Origin of the sequence: Capnocytophaga sputigena (genome assembly GCF_002302495.1) — a bacterium.
Lineage (GTDB): Bacteria > Bacteroidota > Bacteroidia > Flavobacteriales > Flavobacteriaceae > Capnocytophaga > Capnocytophaga sputigena.
In genome coordinates this window covers 2,761,064-2,783,203 of record NZ_CP022379.1, presented here as the reverse complement: position 1 = coordinate 2,783,203, position 22,140 = coordinate 2,761,064, and the positions used below count along the sequence as shown (strand labels likewise).

Sequence of the window (22,140 nt, the reverse complement as noted above, 5' to 3'; positions counted from 1 at the left end):
AATTAGTAAATTATTTGTATTTTCTCACTTGTAGTTTATAATTATTTTGTACTTTTGCCGAACAAATAAGACGATTATTAGGTTTTAGACATTTAGTTATGAATGATATCACAACTATATTCAACGATGTATCACACCGTCCTTGGGAGATTCCTAAAGGTAACCTCGCTTATTATCAAGAGTGGAACGATGCTCTATTCCTGCATTTTAGAGTAGATGAAAAAAACTTACGAGAATTAGTTCCTGCAGAGATAGAACTTGATACCTTTCAAGGAAAAACCTATGTATCAGTAGTTTGTTTTCGTATGGAACAGATACGCCCTATCCATCTACCAGCAGTAGGTTTTCTCTCAAATTTCTACGAGATAAATGTGCGTACCTATGTAAAGAAAGGAGATAAAGCAGGCGTATATTTCTTGAATATAGAAGCTGAGAAAGCTTTTTCAGCTTGGGTAGCACGCACTTTATCGGGACTTCCTTACGAGAAATCAATAATCAAACGTACCAACAGAGGCTATACAAATGCTAACTCTCAAAAGAATTTCCATTTAGATGTAGGTTTTAACATCTCCTCACGTATAGAAGACAAAACTCCTTTTGACTTGTGGCTTACTGAGCGTTATTGTTTATACTTAAAGCATAATAATAACCTCTACCGCTATCAAATTCATCATAGAGAATGGCAACTGAACTCTGTAAAACTTTACAATGTGGATATGGTCTATCAGTTAGGAGCTATAGAACTTTCATCTAATAATTTAGTAGCTGTCCATTATTCAAGAGAACTCCCTGTTGTATCTTGGAAACGAGAAAAAATCTTATAAAATTGTATTAGCTAATATTTAATTAAAAAAAATGAAAATATTACATATAGATAAAAATCACCCCTTGATGCTTTCTCAACTCTCAGCACAAGGTTTTGAAAATTATGAGGACTACACTAGCTCTAAAGAAATTATAGAATCTAAAATCGCTGATTATGATGGAATTATCATCCGCAGTCGTTTTCCTATAGATAAAACTTTTTTAGACAAAGCTACTCGATTGAAATTCATAGGCAGAGTAGGTGCTGGTCTTGAAAATATAGATTGTAATTATGCCGAAAGCAAAGGAATTACTCTCATTGCTGCTCCTGAAGGCAACCGCAATGCTGTAGGAGAACACGCTCTTGGTATGCTTTTAGCTCTTTTGAACAAGTTTAAAAAAGCTAACAACGAAATTAAAAATGGTAAATGGTTGCGTGAGGAAAACCGTGGTTGGGAACTCGATGGGAAGACTGTTGGCATCATAGGCTATGGCAATATGGGTAAGAGTTTTGCTAAAAAATTAAGAGGTTTCGACTGCAATGTAATTTGTTACGACATTCTTCCCGATAAAGGCGATGAGAATGCTAAGCAAGTAACTTTGGTAGATTTTTTCCGTCAAGCCGATATAGTGAGCTTGCACACCCCTCAAACTCCTCAAACTGAAAAAATGATTAATGCAGCGTTTATCAATAGTTTTGCCAAAAATTTCTGGTTCCTAAATACTGCTCGTGGCAAGAGTGTTGTTACTAATGATTTGGTGCACGCTCTGCAAAATGGCAAAGTGTTGGGAGCTGGTTTAGATGTATTAGAATACGAAAAAGCGTCTTTTGAAGATTTCTTTAGCGATGGTCAAATGCCTGAATCTTTTAAATATCTATTAGAGGCTGATAATGTGATTCTCACCCCTCACATCGCAGGCTGGACACTTGAAAGCAAAGAAAAACTCGCACAAATAATAGTAGACAAAATAATCGACCAATTTGCTTGGCGAATTGGCTTATTTGAAAATTAACAAATCGACAAATTAAATAAAAATGAAAAAAAATTATTTACTCATTGGGGTAGCCGCTTTATTACTTAGTTGCAACGCTACCAAAAACACCACTACAACACAAACTACTTCTGGCGAAAGTGCCCTAATTGCTAATGGCAAATTATGGTCATCTTATTTCCAACAAAATGCCGCCGAATACGAAGCCTTATGCTTGCAAGCCTTCAATGTTGCTCAACTGCGATTAGATGAGGCTCTTGCTAAAAAAGGAGATAAACCTTTGGCTATTGTTACCGATATAGACGAAACCTTTTTAGACAACTCTCCTTTTGAAGCCTATTGTGCCAAACAAGGGATTAGCTATTCACAAAAAGCGTGGGAAGAATGGACTGTATTGGGCGAAGCTAAACCTCTAACAGGTGCTTTAGAATTTTTCAAATATGCTGATAGCAAAGGAGTAGCCATTTTTTATGTGACTAACCGTCTTGAAAAAGAACGTGAAGGCACTGCTAAAAACCTAAAAAGATACAACTTCCCTTTACCTTCTGATAACAACCTTATTTTGCGTTCTGCAGAAAAAAGTAAAGAAAATCGCCGATTGCAAATCGCCAAAGATTACGACATCGTACTCTTGATGGGTGATAACCTTTCCGATTTTTCTAAAGATTTTGATGGAGGTACTCCTCAACAACGTTCTGAAGCAGTCCACAACAATAAAACAGAGTTTGGAAAGCGTTTCATAGTACTACCTAACTACTCTTATGGCGATTGGGAAGGCGCTGCATACAATCATAAATATAATATGCCTGCTGCTGAAAAAGAAGCAATTATCAAAAATAATACAAAGGCTTTTAAATAAAGATCTCCTAACAAGTAACACATAGTGGAAAAAGAGTTTATCATTCCTAAAAGAGAAGTAACTTCTATTGATATAAATGAAGTGAATAAATTGTTGGAAGGACACTCGTATTTTGAGCTTTTAACAGAAGCTCCTACGACCACCTACCAAGCTCAGCTTTTTGACTCCGAAGGTATGGGTACATCACTGATGTTCAGGATAGTACTAAGAGAAGATTTTACTTCTTATATCGGTATTCAGATGTTGGGTGCAGGTTAACAACCTAAAGATGATGAGTGGCGGGCAAAATTTTTCGGACTTTTGCCTAATAAAGATACAATCGAAAAAGAAATAGCCAACGAGATACTTGTTCTTCTACGTAAGATTTACAAGTTAGGAGCTGAGAAGAAAATAGAAAAATCAGTTTAATTGCTCATTGTTACTTGCTAATTAATAATTAATTACTATTTTTGCCAAAAATTAAGCATATATGTCTGAAAATACCGTTACGCCCTACCAAGGATCAACAGATGGAAAAAAACAACAAGTAACCCAAATGTTCAATACTATCTCGGAAACTTATGATGGTTTGAATCGTGTAATTTCTTGGGGGTCAGACGTAAAATGGCGTAAATTCGTCGTCCAAAAAGTAGCTGAAATCAATCCTTCTACAGTATTAGATGTCGCTACAGGTACAGGTGATTTAGCTATTGCGCTTACAACTATACCTGAGGTAAAAATTACGGGGTTAGACATCTCTGAAGGAATGCTTGCGGTAGGACGTGAAAAGATTGCTAAAAAACAACTTTCAAACCGCATAAACTTGGTACAAGGTGACAGCGAAGAATTACCTTTTGCTGATGCAACTTTTGATGCCGTAACTGTTGGCTTTGGAGTACGCAATTTCGAGGATTTAGAAAAAGGGCTTTCTGAAATATTTAGAGTGCTAAAACCTAATGGAAGATTAGTAGTTTTAGAAACTTCTATACCCGAGAAATTCCCTTTCAAACAAGGATACTATTGTTATACCAATTACATAATGCCTCTTATTGGTAAACTCTTTTCTAAAGACCGTTCAGCCTACCGATACCTATCTAACTCGGCAATTCATTTCCCTTATGGAAAAAAATTCCAACAAATATTAGATAAAGTAGGTTATCAACAAACTAAATATTACCCTAAAACCTTAGGAGGGGTTGCCACCATCTATATTGCTAATAAATAGAATTTTTTAATAAATAATGAGTAAAATAAATTTTAAGAAAATCCTTTTATTTTTGTTCCTTTGTGTAGGTTTCGCCAATTTGTATGCACAATTCAAAGAACCTATGGTAAACTTGGAACACTTTGATGAAAAACGCTACCAATGGGGTTATTACTTTGGTGCTAATACCTTCGATTTCAAAATCGATTACAAAGATCTCAACTACAGAAATGCAAGTTTGCGAGAAATCCAAACCGACCGTAAAGTGGGGTTCAATGTAGGGCTTACTGGCTCTGCTCGCTTGATGAAGTACCTCGATTTGCGTATAGAACCAGGATTAGTATACAACAAACGTGTACTTATCTTCCCTGGTTTTTCTGATAGCAAAGATGCACTACGTGATGCTCAATCTACCTATATCTATATTCCTTTATTATTGAAATTCAGCGCAAAACGTTGGTATAACTTCAAACCTTATGTAACAGCAGGAGCTTCTGTAGTTTTCAACCTAAGTAGTAATGACAAACTTACTATCGATAACTCCGAAAAAACTTTCCGTGCTACTAAAAACGTATTTTTCTATGAAATGGGGATAGGTTTAGATATCTATACTCATTACTTTAGGGTATCCCCTTCCCTCAGAGCTTTGTTCTCTGTAAACAACGAATTAATCCCCGATAAAGACGCTAATAGTAAATGGACAGGTAATATCAACGGACTCAAAACACGTGGTTTCTTGTTAAATCTCAATTTTGAATAGTATGAAAAAAATCGTATTTCTTATAGGTATTTTAGCAAGTTGCATCTCTTATGCCCAGAACTTTAGCTACCCAATGGCGAGTCCGCGACAAGTAATTACTCAACAATTTTCAGTAAGTCAAGTAACGGTAGACTATGGTCGCCCTAGTGTGCGAGGTAGAAAGATTTTCGGTGAATTGGTTCCTTACGGAAAAGTATGGCGTGCAGGAGCTAATCAAGCTACGAGTATCAGCTTTTTACAACCTGTTAAAGTAGGTGGTAAACCAGTAAAAAAAGGAGATTATGCCATTTTCATAACTCCCGAACAACACCAATGGAAAATAGTACTGAACTACGATGCTGATGCTTGGGGTGCTTATAGTTATGACCCTAATGAAAACGCTATAGAGTTTACAGTTCCTGTAATACAAACTAAAGATTTACAAGAGTCCTTAGAATTTTCTTTTGAGAGTCTTTCTAATGAAAAACTGAACCTCATCATCCGTTGGGAATACACCAAAGTAGAAATCCCTATTGAGATAGATAAGAAAGAAATTATTGATAAAATTATTGAACAACTCAAAGAAGTAAAACAATTTGAGAGAGATTTAGAAGGTAAAGATAATTAGTAATGGAAAGAAAACAAGTGCAAAAATATGGTATATTAGCTATTTACATAGCAATCTGGCTCATTTTTCGCAGCTTCCCCTCTGTTACTGAACATATCTACAGTAAAGGTATCTACCCGTATATAGCTAAAGTGCTTCACTTTCTATTGGGGTGGATACCTTTCTCTGTAGGTGATATTTTGTACACTTTGGTTATTATTGGTTTAGTTATAACAGTGGTAAAACACTTCAAGAAACTATGGACAGAACCTCTAAATACCTTAGATAAAATATTCTCTAAAAGTGTGCGTATAGTCTTTGCTTTTTTCTTTTTATGGGGCTTCAACTATTTTAGAATACCTTTGGAGGACTCATTAAAAATTTCTAAACAATATAGCGAGGAACAACTACTTAAAGCTACCCAAATATGTATAAACAGAGCCAATGCTCTCCATTCACGATTAGCTCCTAATAATAGTACCAAAGTAGATTTTTGGCTTTCTCAAAAGGAAATATACCGCATTGCTACTGAAGGCTACCCACTAACAATACAAGGTATTAGTGATTTTAAAGCTATAAAAAGTGTAAAACCTTCTATTTATAGTACTTTACTCACCTATATGGGATATAGTGGATATTTAAATCCATTTACTAATGAAGCACAAGTGAATGGAAAGATGATAGGCTATAGTACTCCTATTACTGCTTGTCACGAAATAGCTCACCAAATAGGATATGCTGCTGAAGAAGAAGCTAATTACTTAGGCTATTTAGCTGCAAAAAAAACAAAAAATCCCTATTTTGATTATAGTGCTGAACTATTTGCCCTCCGTTATTTCCTAAACGAAGTAGCTGTAGTAGCCCCTATTGAGTATGAAGCACTTCACACACAAGTTCACAAAGGGATTTTTGAAAATTATAAAGAAGTACGTTTGTTTTGGAAACAATATGAAAACAAAGCCGAACCTGTTTTCAAAGCCAGTTATGATGCATTCTTAAAAGCAAATAAACAAAAGCAAGGTATCAATAGTTATGATTTAGTAATAGGATTACTAATACCGCATTATAACCATTAAGAAGAATTAGAGTTTAGGTATTAGCAAGACAATAGAAACTTTGCTAAAGTTTAAAACTTTAGCAAAGTTATTTTTTATATTCAATATTATTAAAGAAATTTATTGAGCTCCATTAGTAATACTTCACTATCTTGGAAGCCCTCAGCGCGCCAAATAAGGCTTAGTTTATTGAAAATAATAACTGTTGGCAAGGCACTTATCTTCAATGCCTTACTCAATTCAGCATTCTTGTTTACATCTATTTTCACTACCTTTACACGCTCTCTAAGTACCGAAGCAACTTCACGTAACACTGCGTTCATATGCAGTGAAACCTCTATACCTTCTGAGTAAAAACAAAGGAGTACTGGGGTATTTACATTGATGACATCACCAAATTTCTTCATAATTCTGTGTTTAATAATGCGACAAAAGTACAAAGTTTTTTTGAATTACAAACACATTTTATTTATTTTTTATCTCTTTACTTTTTAGTTTCCACTTTTTTTTCTACCTTTGCCCAAGTTTTTAAAACAGAAAAAAATGTTTGATAATTTAAGTGATAAATTAGAGAAAGCCCTTCATAATCTAAAGGGACATGGAAAAATTACTGAAATAAATGTAGCTGAAACGCTAAAAGAAGTACGTCGTGCTTTATTAGATGCGGATGTAAATTATAAGATAGCCAAAGATTTCACTAACAATGTAAAAGAAAAAGCCTTAGGTCAGCAGGTACTCACCACCTTACAACCTGGTCAGTTAATGGTGAAAATCGTAAAAGACGAACTCACCCAGCTAATGGGAGGCGATGCTGCAGGTATAAACCTATCAGGGAACCCTACTGTTATCCTAATGTCAGGATTACAAGGTTCTGGTAAAACTACTTTCTCAGGAAAATTAGCTAACTACCTCAAAAACAAGAAAAATAAAAAACCTTTGCTCGTTGCTTGCGATGTCTATCGTCCTGCTGCGATTGACCAATTACATATCGTTGGTGAACAAGTAGGGGTACCCGTATTCTCCGATAAAGGCAACAGCAACCCCGTAGATATTGCTCAAAAAGGGGTGCAGTACGCTAAAGAAAACCACTTAAATGTAGTGATAGTAGATACCGCTGGTCGATTAGCCGTTGATGAGCAAATGATGACCGAAATATCTAATATTCACAAAGCTCTCAACCCACAAGAAACCCTTTTTGTAGTTGATGCAATGACGGGACAAGACGCCGTGAATACCGCCAAAGCATTCAATGATGTACTCAACTTCGATGGGGTTATCCTCACCAAACTCGATGGTGACACCCGCGGTGGGGCAGCGATTACTATCAAATCAGTAGTAAATAAACCTATCAAATTTGTAGGTACAGGTGAAAAAATGGACGCTATTGATGTGTTCTATCCTGAACGTATGGCCGACCGTATCCTCGGAATGGGGGACGTTGTATCATTAGTAGAACGCGCTCAAGAACAGTTTGATGAGGAACAAGCACGCAAATTGCAAAAGAAAATTGCTAAAAACCAATTTGGTTTCGACGACTTCCTCGAACAAATTCAACAAATCAAACGTATGGGTAGTATGAAAGACCTCCTAGGTATGCTCCCTGGTGTTGGTAAAGCTGTAAAAGACCTCGACATCAAAGACGATGCCTTCAAACACATCGAAGCTATTATACACTCAATGACTCCAAAAGAGCGTAGTACTCCTGCTATTATAGATTTAAGCCGCAAAAAACGCATTGCTAAAGGTAGTGGTCGTGATATTCAAGAAGTAAACCAGCTGATGAAACAGTTTGAGCAAATGAGTAAAATGATGAAAATGATGCAAGGCGGTGGTGGTAGAAAAATGATGCAGATGATGCAAGGTATGAGATAATAAATTAATACAAATATGTTAAAGAAATTCATTGAAACCATAGTAAAGAATAAAAAAGTGTTCTACTTAGAGGTAGACGAATCCTTTGCAATGTGTGGCTCACAAGCTTTCTATATTGAAGAAAGCAAAGAGGCTATTCCTGTAGCTCTCTTTTGGGAAGATGAAAAACAAGCTGCCGCTTGTAAAGCCGACGAATGGGCTAAAGGAATCGTAAAATCTGCTACTTTAGAAGAGTTTATCGAAATTTGCTTTGGAATGCAAGTAGAAACAATGGCTATTGGTATTGGTTTTAATGCCGATTTATCAGGGGGAGAAGAACTTGTACCTGTTGATTTAGTAAAAGCATTGGTAGACGAAATTGACAGAACCAAAACAGCCGTTACTTTTAGCGACTCATTCGAATCATTAGCCCAAGTAAAACAACTCTTAAATCAAATAGAGCTCGATATCACCGATGAAGAAGCTCTCTAACCTCTAAAAACACAACCCTTAATGACTATCTTAGACGGAAAAAAAACTTCTGAAGCTCTCAAACAAGAAATCGCTGAGGAGGTAAAACAACTTAAAGACCAAGGTAAAAAAGTACCTCATTTAGCAGCTGTATTAGTAGGCGACGATGGTGCAAGCCTCACTTATGTAGGTAGTAAAGTAAAGGCTTGTGAGCAAGTCGGTTTTGCTTCTACTTTAGTAAAACTTCCCGCTGATATTAGTGAAGAAAAATTACTACAAGAAATTGCAAAGCTAAACACCAATCCTGAAATTGATGGTTATATTGTGCAATTACCTCTGCCTAAACACATCAATGAGCAGAAAATACTTTTAGCCATCGACCCTACAAAAGATGTAGATGGTTTTCATCCTGCTAACTTCGGCAGAATGGCATTGGATATGGAGGCTTTCATTCCCGCTACTCCCTTTGGTATTATGGAATTGCTAAAACGCTACAAAGTGCCTACCCAAGGCAAACACGTAGTAGTAGTAGGGCGTTCACACATTGTAGGTCGTCCTATTAGTATATTACTCAGCCAAAAAGGAGCACAAGGCAATGCAACAGTTACCCTCACCCACAGTCATACGCCTAACCTCGCTGACCTCACCCGTCAAGCCGATATTGTGGTGATGGCATTGGGTATCCCAGAATTTCTAAAAGGCGATATGGTAAAAGAAGGCGTAACCGTGATTGATGTAGGAATTACACGCCTAAAAGACGATATCAGCCCTAAAGGATATCGTATAGTAGGCGATGTAGCTTTCGATGAAGTAAAAGAAAAAGCGAGCTACATTACTCCTGTTCCTGGTGGCGTAGGACCTATGACCATAGCAATGCTACTGAAAAACACACTATTAGCTTACAAATGGTATAGAAATTGATACTTTAAAGAATAAACATTTAAATTTAGAATATTATGGCAAAAACAGCAAATGTATTATTAGGTTTGGCAGCAGGTACTGCCATTGGAGTAGGATTAGGCATTCTTTTCGCTCCCGACAAAGGAAAAAACACTCGCGAAAAAATTAAAGACTCTGTGAGTGATAAAGCTGATAAACTGAAAGAACAGCTTGAACGTTTAACCGATAGTGTAAAAGAAAAATCAGCTGAGTTTAAAGGTTCTTTAGAAGATAAAGTAGAATCTTTACTTTCTAAATCAAGCTACAAAGCTGAAGATGTGATTACTTTCTTAGAAAAAAAATTAGCTGCTTTAAAAGAAGCTAACGCTAAACTACAGAAATAAACACTTATGTCTATCCATTCTATCAAAGAATCTTTTGAGGAAGTTCCTACAAAAGCAAATTCCGCCCTCAATTCGCAAATCGCTTACTATAAATTATTTATTTTTAGATTTATAGGTAAATCATCCTATGGTCTCATTACTTTCTTTATAGTTGCTTTTGCGAGTTTGTTGGTATTGTTCTTCTTGTCCTTTGCTACAGCCTATGCTATAGGCGAAGCATTGGGTAGCAATGCCTTAGGATTTGTTATTGTAGGAGCTTTCTATATATTGATTGCTGTAATAGTATTGGCTTTCCGAAAAAAACTTATTGAGAAGCCCCTATTAGAAAAACTCTCCGAAATCTATTTTAAAGCTGAACCTGATGACGAAGAATAAAACCTATCATTCTTTTGAAGAAATTGATAACGACCTCAAAATACTACGTTTAGAAAAGGAAATAGACCGTTTGTCTCTCACCCAACAAGTATCGACAGCTGCTAAGAGTCTCACTCTTGGAAATCTACTTGCTAATACTTGGTTCTCTTTCTTGACCAACGAAAAAAGATGGCTTAACTTAGCTATTGAATACGCCTTGTTTTTCCTTTTTCGTAAAAAACTCAAATAATCTTATAACTATCAATGAAACATAGCCTTATAAAGAATCTCGATTGGATTTCGGTAATATTGTATTTATTATTAGTAATGTGCGGGTGGATTGCTATTTTCTCCACTACTTATAGTGACCTAAATGTTACTTCCATTTTCGACATCAATCAGTTTTATGGAAAACAGATGCTTTTTATAGGGCTCAGCTTCTTACTGATTACTTTTATTTTGGCTTTAGACCCCAAAATATACTCTAATTTTTCAGTACTCTTCTATCTCATTGCTATTGTTTTATTAGCGGGGTTATTTATTTTTGGTAAAGAGACCAATGGCGCCAAAGCGTGGTATGCTATAGGCTCTATCACGGTGCAACCCAGTGAATTTGCTAAAGTAGCTACAGCACTTGCTTTTTCTCGCTATGTAAGTGATATTCACACCGATATTCGGCGTACTCCCGATCTCTTACGCGCTATTGCTATCATTTGCGTACCTGCGTTTCTCATTTTGTTACAACCCGATGTAGGGAGTTTATTAGTATTCTTCTCATTAGCATTTGCACTCTTCCGTGAAGGAATGCCTTCAGCCCTACTCTTCTACCTCTTTTTATCAGGGGTAGTGTTTATCTCTTCGCTGAAATTTGGTACTACTTTCACCGTTTTAGCCTCTATTATCAGTATTGGAGCTTATGGATTTTGGCATAAAAAGAAAACTAACAGAATTCCTTTTCAGAATATTTTTATACTCTCATTATTGTGCTTGCTAACAGCTTTCGCTACTCACCCCGTGTATGACAATGTACTGAAACAGCACCATCGCAATCGTCTAAACTTGTGGTTACGCCTTGAAACCGACCCTCAAAAAATTGCAGCTATGAAGCGTGATTTTGCTTATAATACCAATATGGCAGAATCGGCGATTACCTCTGGAGGTGCTTTAGGAAAAGGATTCTTGGAAGGCACGCGTACCAAAGGAAGTTTTATCCCTGAACAACACACCGATTATATTTTCACCACCATAGGCGAAGAATGGGGATTTGTTGGTACAGCTACTGTAGTAATACTATTCACCTTCTTACTCTTACGACTCATAGTATTAGCCGAACGACAGAAATCTAAGTTCAATAGGGTTTATGGCTATTGTGTAATCTCAATTCTCTTTGTACACTTCTGTATCAATATAGGTATGGTAATTAGTTTGATACCTACCATTGGTATTCCGTTGCCTTTCTTTAGCTATGGGGGGTCTGGACTTTGGGCATTTACTATTTTGCTCTTTATCTTCTTACGATTAGATGCTAACCGCTTGAATGATTGGATTCGATAATAATTACGAATGACAAAAAATGACAAACTCATATAAAGAAAAACTTACAGAAGCCACAACACAATACCAAAAACTCAACAAGCAATACAACCAAATGGGGTTGCTGCGATTGGTTGCTATGTTACTGATTATTGGCTTGGTATACCAACTCATCAAAGCCCCCTCTATACTGATGGGGCTCTTTTGTATATTGGCTATTATCGTCTTCTTTTTATTGATTGTAAAACATAAAAAGATAAGTGCTCTTCGCACTATTGCTAAAACCAAAATACGCCTCAATGAGCAGGAAATTGCTTTTTTAGAACAACATATTTTCTTCACTGATAATGGTAGTGCTTTCCAGCAAGAAAATCACCCTTACGCTTATGATTTAGATATTTTAGGTGAACGCTCGCTTTATCATTACCTCAATCGCACACATACTTTCTTGGGGAGAAAGCTATTAGCAGAACGCCTCCTCTCCCCTACCCCTGAGCGTATTCTCGATACTCAAAAACAAATACAAGCCCTTACCCCCGACCTCACTTGGCGACAAACCTTTACTGCTTATGCCCAACAAATAGACGATAGTGAGGAGTTCTATACCAAACTGAGTGCGTGGGCAAAAGCCCCTATTAAACTATTGAGTAATACAATGCGTTATACACTTATAGCCTTACCTATACTGCTTGTTGTATGTCTGTTAATAGGTTATGGTTGGGATAACGAACTGCTAAAAACTATAGGAAAACTATTGCTCACTGTCAATTTAGTAATTTTCTTTAGTTTTATAGGCAAAATAGCTAAGGAAAAATTAGGATTTGAGCGGACTTATACAATGCTTTATGCTTTTAGAGAGTGTATTGCTCAAGTAGAAGCGCGTTTTCCCGAAAGAAACCAGCAAGCAAGCGCTAAAATAGCCCAACTTTCGCGTTTGTTAGACGATTTAGACAGCGTAGGCAATATATTAGTATCTATACCTCTCAACGCATTTTCTTTCTATCACATACATCGTTACCAACAGCTTTTGCAATGGAAAGCTCGTTATGCAGCCCATATAGAAGAGTGGTTGCAATCGGTGGGGGAGATTGAAGTGTTATGTAGTTTTGCTAATTTTAGCTATAATCACCCCGATTTTGTATATCCTACTCTTAATAATAAGTACGAAATAGCTTTTGAGGCGATAGGACACCCTCTTATTCCTTCAGAACAGCGCATTACTAACGATATTATCCTCAATGAGCAGGCTTTTATACTGCTCACAGGCTCTAATATGTCGGGGAAGAGTACTTTTTTGCGTACTTTAGGAGTGAATATGTTGCTCACTTTGGTAGGTTTGCCCGTTTGTGCGCGTAAAGCCAATGTACACCCTTTGCGATTGCTCGTTTCTATGCGTCTCGCCGATTCTCTCAGCGATGGCAAATCATATTTCTTTGCCGAAATCAACTGTATACAGCAAATTGTAAAAACTTTAGAAAGCGAACGTTGCTTTGTACTCTTAGACGAAGTATTGCGCGGCACCAATTCTGAAGATAAACAGCAAGGCACTATCAAAATTGTAGAACGCTTGCTCTCTTTACAGGCTTTAGGGGTACTTGCCACTCACGATATAGAAGTGTGTAACCTCAGCGAACAATATCCGCAGCAATTGCAGAATAAGTGTTTTGAATCAATCATTGAAAATGGGGAACTCACTTTTGATTACAAACTGAGAGATGGGGTGTGCAAAAACAAAAACGCTACCTTCTTGATGAAGAAATTAGGCATTATATAAAGAAATTACTAAAAAAAGAAAACTTATGATTAAAAAACTGTGGCCTCTTGCTATAGGAGGTTTAGCTTTAGGAGCTACCGAGTTCCTAATAATGGGATTATTACGTGTAATAGGCGAAGATATGCATTTAGAAGATGCTATCACAGGGCGGCTTATTTCGGCTTACGCTATAGGTGTAGTTGTAGGTGCTCCAACACTCATCGCTTTGGCTGCCTCATACAATCCTAAGAAGATACTATTGTTTTTTATGTTTCTCTTCACGCTCTTCAACGGGCTTTCAGCTTTTTCACCTAATTATACTACTTTGCTTTTAGCGCGTTTCTTTTCGGGGTTACCCCACGGTGCATTCTTTGGGGTAGGTGCTATTGTAGCCAAGCAGTTAGCCCCTAAAGGTAAAGAAGCTTTTGCCATTTCAATTATGTTTGCAGGGCTTACTGTCGCCAATTTGATAATGGTACCTTTGCTTACTTACATAGGAGCGTGGATAGGCTGGCGAACAGCGATGGGCTGTGTATCGTCGTTAGGATTACTTACAATGCTATCGATATTCTTTTTCTTACCCAATATAGAAAACAAAAGAGACCTTGGTATCAAACGCGAAGTACGTTTATTTTTCAATCCAAGGTCATTATTAGTTTTAGGTATTACTGCTTTAGGTTGTGGCGGACTTTTTGCGTGGTTCAGCTATATACAACCCTTGATGATAGAGACAGCACATATCAACCCTGATATGAAATCGGTGGTGATGATAGTTGCGGGTGCGGGAATGGTGGTAGGCAACCTCTTAGGAGGCTGGATTACTGACCGACTATCGCCTATCAAAGCGACTATTTACATCTCGTTGATGCTCATCAGTGTATTGCTATTGGTCTTCTTTTTCTCACATATTCAGCCTATAGCGTGGGTGCTTACATTTGTATGTGGAGCAATGTCGATGTCATTAGGTTCTCCGTTGAATATGCTCATTTTCCGCTGCGCACCTCAATCAGAAATGATGGGAGCCGCTTTTATGCAAGCGGGATTCAACACTGCTAATTCTATTGGAGCTTATGTAGGAGGATTGCCACTGCTCTATGGGTTCAGCACCAATTACCCATCGCTTATGGGGGCAGGATTGGCAAGTTTAGGGTTGCTCTTGACCTTCTACCTTTGGCGTATTCTCAGATTCTAATTTTTTTACTTTGAGAAATGATTCGTGTTGTTCGATAGCCATTTCAATTTGAACTACAATTTCTTCAACTGTATCATTTTCATAATCTATCTGCAAAGGGGGTTTGATAATCATTGATTGTTGAACCCCTTTCTTTTTGATATTGATCCCTTTTTTATCAAACGAACGGCGGAAACCATCAATTACAATGGGCACTACCACGGGTTTGTATTGCTTGATAAGGTGTGCCGTACCTTTGCGGATAGGCTTCCAAGGCGATGTAGTACCTTGCGGAAAGGTAATCACCCAGCCATCGGCAAGAGCAATTCCTATATTCTCTACATCTACTTGGCGTACTTCACGATGTACTTCTTTCCCTTTTTCACGCCACGTTCTATTGACAGGAATAGCCCCCGCATACCCTAATATTTTGGGCAATATCCCTGATTTCATTGTTTCGGAGGCTGCCACATAATAAATATTAAGTTTGGGATTCCACAAATAGCCTATATTATCTAAGGTATTTTTACGTCCTTTCAAACTGGCGTTGAATACGTGATACATAGCTGTTACATCGGCGAAATACGTTTGGTGATTAGAAATGAACATCACATTTTGTGGAGGCAATTCACGAATGATATCCGAGCCTTCAATCTTCAGTTGATTGAAACCATCATACCTGCTATGGGTAATGAGTCCAAAAACGCGAATGAGCCATTTCTTTACGAAAAGGGTATGTCCGAAAGGGTCTTGTTTGAATAAAGGCATTGGTCAATTTATTGATTAGGTAATGAGGCAATGAGTTGATGTACAAATCAACTCATTGCCTCATTAGTTTAGTTTATTGAAAAATTTTTTCCACTATTGACATAGCGTTCTTTACATTCGTGATAAATTTTCACTGCTTCGTTTAGGTCACCCCAACCGTTGATCGCTACTTTCTTCTTTTCTAAATCTTTATATACGCTAAAGAAGTGTTCGATTTCTTTGATAAGGTGGGGGTTCAAATCGCTAAGGTCGTTCATTTTATTCCATATTGGGTCGGAAACGGGTACGCAAATCACCTTTTCATCAGGACCTTTTTCATCAGCCATGTGGAATACTCCTATAGGTTTAACTTCCATTACACAGCCAGGGAAAGTAGGTTCGGTTACTAATACGAGCACGTCTAACGGGTCGGAATCTAAAGCTAAGGTTTCGGGCACAAAGCCATAATCGGCAGGATACATCATTGATGAAAAAATCATACGATCGTAACGCACTTTGCGCAACTCAAAATCATACTCGTATTTATTGCGACTCCCCTTGGGAATTTCGATGAGTACATCAAAAGATAGTGATTTGTTTTCTGACATTTCTTTTTTATTCAATTAGTGTTTAGGGGGGCAAAAATAGTAAAAAAAGTGATATATACCCCACAAACCCTATTTTTTTTTGCTTTATAGTCTATTCGGTTTGCTATTGAGATTTGTAAAGTTTATTTTGCCTTTTTCATTTATAAGTTCTTGTCCTGCAGATAATTTTCCATACCAAAGACCATCAGACACATACCAATTAAGCGTTTTTAAACTTCTATTCGGTTCTCCTAAGAGGTGAGAGTAATAAGTGGAATAGCTATCAAACAAAGTGTTTCCGTTTTCAAATTCTTCTTTATAAAGAGCTAAGACATCGGTTATAGACATTGGTGTATTGAGGGTTACACTTCCAAAAGTAGGTGTTTTAAGGGTAATTTTGTTTATTCGCGTATTGTCGTCTGACGAAAGGCTTTCCCAAAAAGTAAAGACATCAGTTTGTGGAGCGAGTTCTGGTTTAAACAGATACAGCACAGGCGTTCCCTTGTAAATAGGCAAAGGGTAATCTTTGAGCATTTTGTTTATATTCACAGGTTCTTTACGGCTGATGAGAGGTTTTCTATTAAGTTCAGGCAGAGCATAATAGCGTACTTTTTGAGCTCCTACCACGGCATATTCTAAGGTAGTAGTAGAAGTGTTTTTTATCACGAGATAATCACTTCCTTTAGGCTGATAATCATAATAAGGTTCATTGTAGAGATGCCACCTATCTCTACCATTAGATTCGTATATACTGTCGTACTTTGCCATTACTTTCTCTCCTCCTATCACAAAAGGAGTAGTTTTGCGCTCGGTTATCACAGTATTTTCTTTATTTCCAGCGATATAAACCGAATAACTCACCTCAACTTCAGCAGGAGTGCCATCGATAGTATTTACAATGAGATAGTTGTGTTGTAACAGAGCACGTTTATGTTCTGTATAAACCTCATCTTCTTTAATACAATCAACCTGAAAGCTAAAAATAATTGCTGTAAAAATGAATAATCTTTTGAAATAGGTTTTCATCGTTTTTCTTATTGTGTGACTACAAAAGTAGTATATTCTGTTTGATTAAGCAAATTATTTGTGTAATTGTGTGTGTTTTGTTATCTTTGCCACAAATTTAAGCGATGGAAGATAAAACACTTATAAAAAAACGTATTGATTGGTTTTGCAAGAACAAAATCAATGCTTTTTCGCCTACAATTTCACCAGCTCCTAAATCGGTGGGGCGCAATGAAATTGAAAGTCTTTATGAGGGCTTGCGATGGTTCTTTGACAGAGACATCAAAGAGATTTTAATACAGAAGAAATATATGGGTTCTTATTGTGATATTTACTTGCATAAGAACTTAGAAGATAGTTATTTAGTAAGCCGAAATGGTTATAAAATCAATCATTTAGATCGTTCACAATGGGTGTCAGCGCTCGCTCAGTTACACGCTAAGTTCAGCTGGGAGAACACAACTATTCGCATTATCCAATCGGAATTGATGCCGTGGTCGGCTTTAGGTAAAGGACTTATTACCAATGAGTTTTCGGCTTATTACATCTCTCATCAAATACATTGCGACTACTTGCAACAGAGCGACTTATATGAAAAAATAAACGCTATCAAGCAAAAACCTGAATACCTCGCTTTTGTGGCTGACGCTAAAGTATTTTCGGGCAAGGAACTGAAAGATAAATACCCTACCCACATCATTCGTCAGTACCAATCGATACGCGATATGAAGCTACTCGATTTGCCTCATTATGAGAAGAATATTGCTCTGTTTAAAAGACAATTAGATATCTTTGGCAAAGACGCAACTGTTTACTTCAAACCTTTTAACATTTTAAAGGAAATCTACGATGATGGGACTGAACATTTTGTGAATGACAACCTCAGTTTTGCACGTATTAACAGTGATGAATTTTTGCACTACACTTTTACGGATACCGCTGACTTTGAAGCCAAATACCCCGAAATACGCGCTTGGGTAGACCGAATGAACGCCAATGACGAAGAGGGGGTAGTTATCAAGCCTCGTAAGGCTTTTATGCAAGGCATACCGCCTGCTTTCAAAGTGCGCAACAACGATTACCTCACACTCATTTACGGGGTGGATTTTCAAGACCGATTAGAAGAACAAATCGCTAAACGCAATATAAAAGGTAAGCTGAAATGTTCTATCAACGATTGGGCTATCAATGCCAAGCTTTTGCAAACGCCTTATAATGAGATTCACGAAGAGAATTACGAATTTAAAAACTTAGTACTCGACCGCATTTTAGGGGAAGAGGTAGAAAATCAATTAGACAGCAGACTATGAGTAAACTTCTTATATTGGTGGGTGCCCCGGGGTCGGGTAAATCTACCTTTGCACGTTATTTTTTACGTACCGAAGACAATTGGATACGCGTGAATCGCGATGACTTTCGCTTGATGCAGTTTGGTGATTCGCTAATGATTCCGTTCTATGAAGAGCGCATTAGCAAAATGGTAGAAGCCTCGGTGCTCACCTTGCTAAAAAGTGATACCAATGTGATTATCGATGCTACAAACACATCGCTGCGCACCATTCAGGATATGATTCACACTTATACTGAATACGCTGATATCAGTTTTAAAGTATTTGATTTACCTGTAGACGAATTAGTAAAACGCTGTGATAAACGCTATGAAGAAACGGGAAAATTCATATCTAAAAGTGTGGTAGAGAGAAATGTAGCTAATCTAAAGCACACTCTCGAAAAATTTGATTTTGCTCCTATTCCTCGTAAAGTACAAGTGGCAACTACCAGCTATGCTACTCAAGATAAGAACTTACCTAAGGCTGTGATTTGCGATTTAGATGGTACACTTTCCTTGCTCAATGGTCGTGATCCTTACAACGCGGCAACTTGTGATAACGATTTGCTGAACGAACCTGTAGCTGCTGCATTGAAAATGGCTAAGCAACAAGGGTACCAAGTGATTTTGCTCTCGGGGCGCGAAGATAAATTCCGCGAACCTACAATGCGTTTTCTCGATAAACACCAAATAGGTTACGACTTACTGCTGATGCGCACCTCTAACGATTTCCGCAAAGATAACATCATAAAAAGGGAACTTTTTGAAGGTGAAATACAAGGAAAATACTTTGTAGAATTTCTTTTAGATGACCGCAACCAAGTGGTAGATATGTGGCGCAAGGATTTGCATTTACCTTGCTTCCAAGTGAATTACGGGGATTTTTAAGTTGATTGTTGTTTTGGGAGAATTGCAGGGATTATTTTAGAGAATTGTAGAAAAACTCGGAGAATCGCAGGTTTTTTGGACAAAGCGAACGAGACGGAGATGGACTGATGTACCGTTTTGCATTTTAAAGCCTACCCCCGTTGAAGGTGTTCTAAAAGTTTTATTTAAGTAGGCGTTTGCAAAACGCCCTTACATAACATACTTCAAAATTATTGATAATCAGATTATTTTAGAGAATTGCAGAGAAACTCAGAGAATCGCAGGGATTTTGGACAAGATTAGACAAGGCGGACGAGGTAGACGGGTCGGAGAAGGGCTAATGTCCGTTTTGCGTTTTAGAGCTTACCCCCGTTCCCCCTTCCGAAGGAAGGGGGCAATCCGCAAAAGCTACCTTTTTGATGAGAAAACATCTTCTACATTTAAGTTATTAAGGTAACTTTTTATATCAATTCAGCTTCAAACATTTCTTTGAAATGCTTTAGGATATGCGATTTTACTTCGGCTATATCGACTTTATCTTTGGCTAATTCTACATTTAGTGAGGTTACTGCCTTACCGCGAATTCCACAAGGGATAATATTATCAAAATATCCTAAATCAGTATTTACATTTAGGGCAAATCCGTGCATCGTTACCCAACGGGAACAGCGGACACCCATTGCACAAATTTTGCGAGCAAAAGGAGTTCCTACATCTAGCCAAACGCCTGTTTCACCTTCACTGCGCTCTGCTTTGAGACCATACTCGGCAAGAGTGCGAATGATCACTTCTTCTAAAAAGCGGAGGTACTTGTGGATATCAGTAAAAAAGTTATCTAAATCTAAAATAGGATAGCCTACAATTTGACCAGGACCGTGATAGGTGATATCCCCTCCCCTATTAATTTTATAGAAAGTAGCTCCTTTTTTCTTTAATCCTTCTTCATCAATAAGCAAATTCTCTATATGTCCGCTTTTACCCAAGGTATAGACGTGAGGGTGCTCTACAAAGAGAAAATAATTATCGGTAGGTAAGAGAGTGTTATTAGCTCGGTTATTTATTTTCTGATCGACAATTTTTTGAAAGAGGTTTTCTTGGTAGTCCCAAGTTTCTTTATAGTCTTTATTGCCTAAATCTCTAACGATTACTTGTTTGTTCATAAATAGTTTGAATATTACCCTGACGGATGTCGCCAGTATTATAGCCTTTGGTAAACCAATATTTTCGTTGTTCAGAAGTACCGTGAGTAAAGGAATCGGGGACTACGTGTCCTTGCATACGTTTTTGTATAGCATCATCACCTACAGCATTTGCGGCACTAAGTGCTTCGTCGATATCATCGGTATCCAAATATTTTTGATTATGGTGCGCCCAAACCCCTGCATAGAAATCGGCTTGCAACTCTTGAGCTACTGACCATTTATTGGCAGCAGCCTTGGAGAGCCCTTGTTGTTTTTGGCGTACTTGCTGAGAGATACCCAAGAGCGTTTGAATATGATGCCCCACCTCGTGAGCCATCACGTAAGCGATGGCAAAGTCGCCGCCTTTAGCTCCGAATCGAGATTTGAGTTCTTCAAAAAAGTCCATATCCATATAGAGCTTTTGGTCGGCAGGACAATAAAAAGGACCTACAGCTGCCGTAGCATTACCGCAACCGGTGCTGACATTTTCGGTGAAGAGTACTAAGGTAGTTTTTTTATAGGTACCTAATCCATTTTGAGAGAATACTTTTTCCCAAACATCTTCGGTATCAGCGAGTACTGTGGCAGTAAATTCGCCTATTTTTTTCTGTTCGGCAGTGAGTTCTACACGTTCTACTGCTTGTTGTGTTTGGTTACCACCTGCTACTTGGTTTACAACAGAGGCTACTTGTTGTCCTGTTTCGCCACCAAATAGTTGCAATAATACAACGATGATACCGACGATACCACCGCCAGCGATAAGTCCGCCTTTGCCGCGCATACCACGGCGATCGTCAACATTGCTACTTTGACGTCTTCCTTCCCATTTCATAGTTTTTTCTTATTTTGAGTTTTCGGGGGCAAATGTAGTAATAATTTGTGAATTTGCCAATTTGCGGGGGAGAATTGTGAGGCATTTGCATTTAAAAGCCTACCCCCGTTCCCCTTCCGAGAGGAAGGGGGGCAATCCGCAAAAGTGACTTAAAAAATATCTAATATTTCCTACTATTTTTTGTAGTTTGATAATAAAGTATAAACCTATTATCTTAAATACAAATGTCGTGGAAGAATTGTGGGGGGACGAGCCGCACGGGCAAGAAACTTTAGTAAAGTGTAGTGATGAGGGGGGAGGGAGAGACTTAGAGAATCTCGGAGAATCGCTGGGGATTTAGACGAGTTAGACAAGTCGGATGAGTTGGACAAGTCGGACGAGTTGGACGAGTCAGACAGGTCAGACGAGTCGGATGGAAGAAGGAGTGTTGTTTTGAGAAATTTAGATTACTGATGATGATAGGGTTCGTTTTTGAGAATTGTAAAAGCACGGTAGAGTTGTTCTACAAAAAATAGGCGTATCATTTGGTGTGAAAATGTGAGTTTGGATAGCGAGAGCTTACCATTAGCACGGTCGTATACTTCTTTTGAAAAACCATAAGGTCCGCCAATCACAAAAGTGAGCTGCTTGATACCGGCATTCATTTTCTTTTGCAATTCATCGGCAAAAGCTACTGAAGTAAACTCTTTGCCACGTTCGTCTAAGAGTATCAAATGATGAGAAGAGGCTATATTACTGAGAATCAGTTCGCCTTCTTTTGTTTTTTGTTGTTCTTCTGATAGTGATTTGCTATTCTTAATATCAGGCAAAAGTTGCAATTCAAAATTGATGTAGTACGAAAGTCGCTTTTCGTAGGTGGTGATGAGCTCTTGTAAGGCTGAATTATCGGTTTTTCCTACTGCTATAAGTTTGATATTCATCGGTTAAGTGAAAAG

At 37.8% G+C, this 22,140-nt stretch carries 26 protein-coding genes; 19 read left to right on the top strand and 7 right to left on the bottom strand.

Features of this window, described 5'->3' with window-relative positions:
• Window positions 1–98 precede the first annotated feature (98 nt).
• From CGC57_RS12480 to CGC57_RS12445, 8 genes are all read left to right on the top strand, one after another.
• Window positions 99–824 carry a YqjF family protein gene (locus CGC57_RS12480; RefSeq protein ID WP_095899373.1) on the top strand — a complete coding sequence of 242 codons (726 nt, stop codon included), beginning with the start codon at window positions 99–101 and terminating at the stop codon, window positions 822–824.
• A 31-nt stretch (window positions 825–855) separates the two neighbouring features.
• Complete coding sequence (locus tag CGC57_RS12475) at window positions 856–1,818, top strand: 2-hydroxyacid dehydrogenase (protein ID WP_095899372.1); 963 nt, start codon at window positions 856–858, stop codon at window positions 1,816–1,818.
• 22 nt (window positions 1,819–1,840) lie between these two features.
• Complete coding sequence (locus CGC57_RS12470) at window positions 1,841–2,656, top strand: 5'-nucleotidase, lipoprotein e(P4) family (protein WP_095899371.1); 816 nt, start codon at window positions 1,841–1,843, stop codon at window positions 2,654–2,656.
• Window positions 2,657–2,680: 24 nt separating this feature from the next.
• Window positions 2,681–2,914: a hypothetical protein gene (locus tag CGC57_RS12465; protein ID WP_002678832.1), complete on the top strand. Its 234-nt coding sequence runs from the start codon at window positions 2,681–2,683 to the stop codon at window positions 2,912–2,914.
• 211 nt (window positions 2,915–3,125) lie between these two features.
• Entirely contained in the window at window positions 3,126–3,860 is a 735-nt protein-coding gene (gene ubiE, locus CGC57_RS12460; RefSeq protein WP_002678659.1) for a bifunctional demethylmenaquinone methyltransferase/2-methoxy-6-polyprenyl-1,4-benzoquinol methylase UbiE, read from the top strand.
• A gap of 16 nt (window positions 3,861–3,876) precedes the next feature.
• Complete coding sequence (gene porT, locus CGC57_RS12455; RefSeq protein WP_095899370.1) at window positions 3,877–4,599, top strand: type IX secretion/gliding motility protein PorT/SprT; 723 nt, start codon at window positions 3,877–3,879, stop codon at window positions 4,597–4,599.
• Window position 4,600: 1 nt separating this feature from the next.
• A complete protein-coding gene (locus tag CGC57_RS12450; protein ID WP_172458412.1) occupies window positions 4,601–5,206 on the top strand; it encodes a DUF2911 domain-containing protein in 606 nt (201 codons plus the stop codon).
• A gap of 2 nt (window positions 5,207–5,208) precedes the next feature.
• Complete coding sequence (locus CGC57_RS12445) at window positions 5,209–6,261, top strand: DUF3810 domain-containing protein (protein WP_095899369.1); 1,053 nt, start codon at window positions 5,209–5,211, stop codon at window positions 6,259–6,261.
• 89 nt (window positions 6,262–6,350) lie between these two features.
• Here CGC57_RS12445 and CGC57_RS12440 read toward each other — a convergent pair whose 3' ends face one another.
• Window positions 6,351–6,647 (bottom strand): thioredoxin family protein, encoded by a 297-nt coding sequence (locus CGC57_RS12440; RefSeq protein ID WP_095899368.1) that lies wholly within the window; start codon window positions 6,645–6,647, stop codon window positions 6,351–6,353.
• A gap of 136 nt (window positions 6,648–6,783) precedes the next feature.
• On the opposite strand from CGC57_RS12440, the gene ffh reads away from it, so the two are divergent.
• The 9 genes from ffh to CGC57_RS12395 are packed head-to-tail and all read left to right on the top strand — an operon-like array spanning window position 6,784 to window position 14,677.
• A complete protein-coding gene (gene ffh, locus CGC57_RS12435) occupies window positions 6,784–8,112 on the top strand; it encodes a signal recognition particle protein (RefSeq protein WP_095899367.1) in 1,329 nt (442 codons plus the stop codon).
• A 15-nt stretch (window positions 8,113–8,127) separates the two neighbouring features.
• On the top strand, window positions 8,128–8,583 hold the full coding sequence (locus tag CGC57_RS12430; protein ID WP_095899366.1) for a DUF2750 domain-containing protein: 456 nt from the start codon (window positions 8,128–8,130) through the stop codon (window positions 8,581–8,583).
• Between the two features lie 21 nt (window positions 8,584–8,604).
• Window positions 8,605–9,483, top strand: coding sequence for a bifunctional methylenetetrahydrofolate dehydrogenase/methenyltetrahydrofolate cyclohydrolase FolD (gene folD, locus CGC57_RS12425; protein WP_095899365.1), 879 nt, complete (start codon window positions 8,605–8,607; stop codon window positions 9,481–9,483).
• Between the two features lie 35 nt (window positions 9,484–9,518).
• Entirely contained in the window at window positions 9,519–9,845 is a 327-nt protein-coding gene (locus CGC57_RS12420; RefSeq protein WP_002678827.1) for a YtxH domain-containing protein, read from the top strand.
• A 6-nt stretch (window positions 9,846–9,851) separates the two neighbouring features.
• Window positions 9,852–10,220 (top strand): phage holin family protein, encoded by a 369-nt coding sequence (locus tag CGC57_RS12415; RefSeq protein ID WP_095899364.1) that lies wholly within the window; start codon window positions 9,852–9,854, stop codon window positions 10,218–10,220.
• Window positions 10,207–10,449 carry a DUF6327 family protein gene (locus CGC57_RS12410; RefSeq protein ID WP_095899363.1) on the top strand — a complete coding sequence of 81 codons (243 nt, stop codon included), beginning with the start codon at window positions 10,207–10,209 and terminating at the stop codon, window positions 10,447–10,449. The genes CGC57_RS12415 and CGC57_RS12410 overlap by 14 nt, the downstream gene beginning before the upstream one ends.
• Before the next feature lie 14 nt (window positions 10,450–10,463).
• Window positions 10,464–11,753, top strand: a complete 1,290-nt coding sequence (gene rodA / locus CGC57_RS12405; protein WP_095899362.1) for a rod shape-determining protein RodA — start codon at window positions 10,464–10,466, stop codon at window positions 11,751–11,753.
• A 19-nt stretch (window positions 11,754–11,772) separates the two neighbouring features.
• A complete protein-coding gene (locus tag CGC57_RS12400) occupies window positions 11,773–13,506 on the top strand; it encodes a MutS-related protein (protein ID WP_095899361.1) in 1,734 nt (577 codons plus the stop codon).
• Window positions 13,507–13,531: 25 nt separating this feature from the next.
• Window positions 13,532–14,677, top strand: a complete 1,146-nt coding sequence (locus CGC57_RS12395; RefSeq protein WP_095899360.1) for an MFS transporter — start codon at window positions 13,532–13,534, stop codon at window positions 14,675–14,677.
• Here CGC57_RS12395 and CGC57_RS12390 read toward each other — a convergent pair.
• From CGC57_RS12390 to CGC57_RS12380, 3 genes are all read right to left on the bottom strand, one after another.
• Window positions 14,630–15,424 (bottom strand): lysophospholipid acyltransferase family protein, encoded by a 795-nt coding sequence (locus tag CGC57_RS12390; RefSeq protein WP_095899359.1) that lies wholly within the window; start codon window positions 15,422–15,424, stop codon window positions 14,630–14,632. The two genes, CGC57_RS12395 and CGC57_RS12390, sit on opposite strands and share 48 nt — an antisense overlap.
• Window positions 15,425–15,492: 68 nt before the next feature.
• Window positions 15,493–16,011: an inorganic diphosphatase gene (locus CGC57_RS12385; protein ID WP_095899358.1), complete on the bottom strand. Its 519-nt coding sequence runs from the start codon at window positions 16,009–16,011 to the stop codon at window positions 15,493–15,495.
• 84 nt (window positions 16,012–16,095) lie between these two features.
• Window positions 16,096–17,016, bottom strand: coding sequence for a hypothetical protein (locus CGC57_RS12380; RefSeq protein WP_095899357.1), 921 nt, complete (start codon window positions 17,014–17,016; stop codon window positions 16,096–16,098).
• Window positions 17,017–17,120: 104 nt separating this feature from the next.
• On the opposite strand from CGC57_RS12380, the gene CGC57_RS12375 reads away from it, so the two are divergent.
• Entirely contained in the window at window positions 17,121–18,305 is a 1,185-nt protein-coding gene (locus CGC57_RS12375; protein WP_095899356.1) for a glutathione binding-like protein, read from the top strand.
• Window positions 18,302–19,213 carry a phosphatase domain-containing protein gene (locus tag CGC57_RS12370; RefSeq protein WP_002678817.1) on the top strand — a complete coding sequence of 304 codons (912 nt, stop codon included), beginning with the start codon at window positions 18,302–18,304 and terminating at the stop codon, window positions 19,211–19,213. The genes CGC57_RS12375 and CGC57_RS12370 overlap by 4 nt, the downstream gene beginning before the upstream one ends.
• 440 nt (window positions 19,214–19,653) lie before the next feature.
• On the opposite strand, the gene lipB is transcribed toward CGC57_RS12370, so the two are convergent.
• The 3 genes from lipB to rlmH all read right to left on the bottom strand — a co-directional run bounded on the left by lipB (window position 19,654) and on the right by rlmH (window position 22,125).
• The gene (lipB, locus tag CGC57_RS12365; RefSeq protein WP_095899355.1) at window positions 19,654–20,352 is read right to left on the bottom strand and encodes a lipoyl(octanoyl) transferase LipB; all 699 of its coding nucleotides are present in this window, start codon (window positions 20,350–20,352) and stop codon (window positions 19,654–19,656) included.
• Window positions 20,330–21,205: a KPN_02809 family neutral zinc metallopeptidase gene (gene ypfJ / locus CGC57_RS12360; RefSeq protein ID WP_095899354.1), complete on the bottom strand. Its 876-nt coding sequence runs from the start codon at window positions 21,203–21,205 to the stop codon at window positions 20,330–20,332. Before ypfJ ends, lipB begins: the two co-directional genes overlap by 23 nt.
• Before the next feature lie 446 nt (window positions 21,206–21,651).
• Window positions 21,652–22,125 carry a 23S rRNA (pseudouridine(1915)-N(3))-methyltransferase RlmH gene (gene rlmH, locus CGC57_RS12355; protein ID WP_002678660.1) on the bottom strand — a complete coding sequence of 158 codons (474 nt, stop codon included), beginning with the start codon at window positions 22,123–22,125 and terminating at the stop codon, window positions 21,652–21,654.
• Between the last annotated feature and the right edge of the window lie 15 nt (window positions 22,126–22,140).

What these genes read in the sequence shown, in the direction of transcription:
- CGC57_RS12390 (WP_095899359.1), bottom strand. Translation starts at nt 15,424, where the DNA reads ATGCCTTTATTCAAACAAGACCCTTTCGGACATACCCTTTTCGTAAAG.
- lipB (WP_095899355.1), bottom strand. Translation starts at nt 20,352, where the DNA reads ATGAACAAACAAGTAATCGTTAGAGATTTAGGCAATAAAGACTATAAA.
- CGC57_RS12385 (WP_095899358.1), bottom strand. Translation starts at nt 16,011, where the DNA reads ATGTCAGAAAACAAATCACTATCTTTTGATGTACTCATCGAAATTCCC.
- ffh (WP_095899367.1), top strand. Translation starts at nt 6,784, where the DNA reads ATGTTTGATAATTTAAGTGATAAATTAGAGAAAGCCCTTCATAATCTA.
- CGC57_RS12450 (WP_172458412.1), top strand. Translation starts at nt 4,601, where the DNA reads ATGAAAAAAATCGTATTTCTTATAGGTATTTTAGCAAGTTGCATCTCT.
- ypfJ (WP_095899354.1), bottom strand. Translation starts at nt 21,205, where the DNA reads ATGAAATGGGAAGGAAGACGTCAAAGTAGCAATGTTGACGATCGCCGT.
- CGC57_RS12370 (WP_002678817.1), top strand. Translation starts at nt 18,302, where the DNA reads ATGAGTAAACTTCTTATATTGGTGGGTGCCCCGGGGTCGGGTAAATCT.
- CGC57_RS12380 (WP_095899357.1), bottom strand. Translation starts at nt 17,016, where the DNA reads ATGAAAACCTATTTCAAAAGATTATTCATTTTTACAGCAATTATTTTT.
- porT (WP_095899370.1), top strand. Translation starts at nt 3,877, where the DNA reads ATGAGTAAAATAAATTTTAAGAAAATCCTTTTATTTTTGTTCCTTTGT.
- CGC57_RS12475 (WP_095899372.1), top strand. Translation starts at nt 856, where the DNA reads ATGAAAATATTACATATAGATAAAAATCACCCCTTGATGCTTTCTCAA.
- CGC57_RS12400 (WP_095899361.1), top strand. Translation starts at nt 11,773, where the DNA reads ATGACAAACTCATATAAAGAAAAACTTACAGAAGCCACAACACAATAC.
- CGC57_RS12440 (WP_095899368.1), bottom strand. Translation starts at nt 6,647, where the DNA reads ATGAAGAAATTTGGTGATGTCATCAATGTAAATACCCCAGTACTCCTT.
- CGC57_RS12445 (WP_095899369.1), top strand. Translation starts at nt 5,209, where the DNA reads ATGGAAAGAAAACAAGTGCAAAAATATGGTATATTAGCTATTTACATA.
- CGC57_RS12415 (WP_095899364.1), top strand. Translation starts at nt 9,852, where the DNA reads ATGTCTATCCATTCTATCAAAGAATCTTTTGAGGAAGTTCCTACAAAA.
- CGC57_RS12375 (WP_095899356.1), top strand. Translation starts at nt 17,121, where the DNA reads ATGGAAGATAAAACACTTATAAAAAAACGTATTGATTGGTTTTGCAAG.
- CGC57_RS12430 (WP_095899366.1), top strand. Translation starts at nt 8,128, where the DNA reads ATGTTAAAGAAATTCATTGAAACCATAGTAAAGAATAAAAAAGTGTTC.
- CGC57_RS12470 (WP_095899371.1), top strand. Translation starts at nt 1,841, where the DNA reads ATGAAAAAAAATTATTTACTCATTGGGGTAGCCGCTTTATTACTTAGT.
- CGC57_RS12410 (WP_095899363.1), top strand. Translation starts at nt 10,207, where the DNA reads ATGACGAAGAATAAAACCTATCATTCTTTTGAAGAAATTGATAACGAC.
- folD (WP_095899365.1), top strand. Translation starts at nt 8,605, where the DNA reads ATGACTATCTTAGACGGAAAAAAAACTTCTGAAGCTCTCAAACAAGAA.
- rlmH (WP_002678660.1), bottom strand. Translation starts at nt 22,125, where the DNA reads ATGAATATCAAACTTATAGCAGTAGGAAAAACCGATAATTCAGCCTTA.
- CGC57_RS12420 (WP_002678827.1), top strand. Translation starts at nt 9,519, where the DNA reads ATGGCAAAAACAGCAAATGTATTATTAGGTTTGGCAGCAGGTACTGCC.
- rodA (WP_095899362.1), top strand. Translation starts at nt 10,464, where the DNA reads ATGAAACATAGCCTTATAAAGAATCTCGATTGGATTTCGGTAATATTG.
- CGC57_RS12480 (WP_095899373.1), top strand. Translation starts at nt 99, where the DNA reads ATGAATGATATCACAACTATATTCAACGATGTATCACACCGTCCTTGG.
- CGC57_RS12395 (WP_095899360.1), top strand. Translation starts at nt 13,532, where the DNA reads ATGATTAAAAAACTGTGGCCTCTTGCTATAGGAGGTTTAGCTTTAGGA.
- ubiE (WP_002678659.1), top strand. Translation starts at nt 3,126, where the DNA reads ATGTCTGAAAATACCGTTACGCCCTACCAAGGATCAACAGATGGAAAA.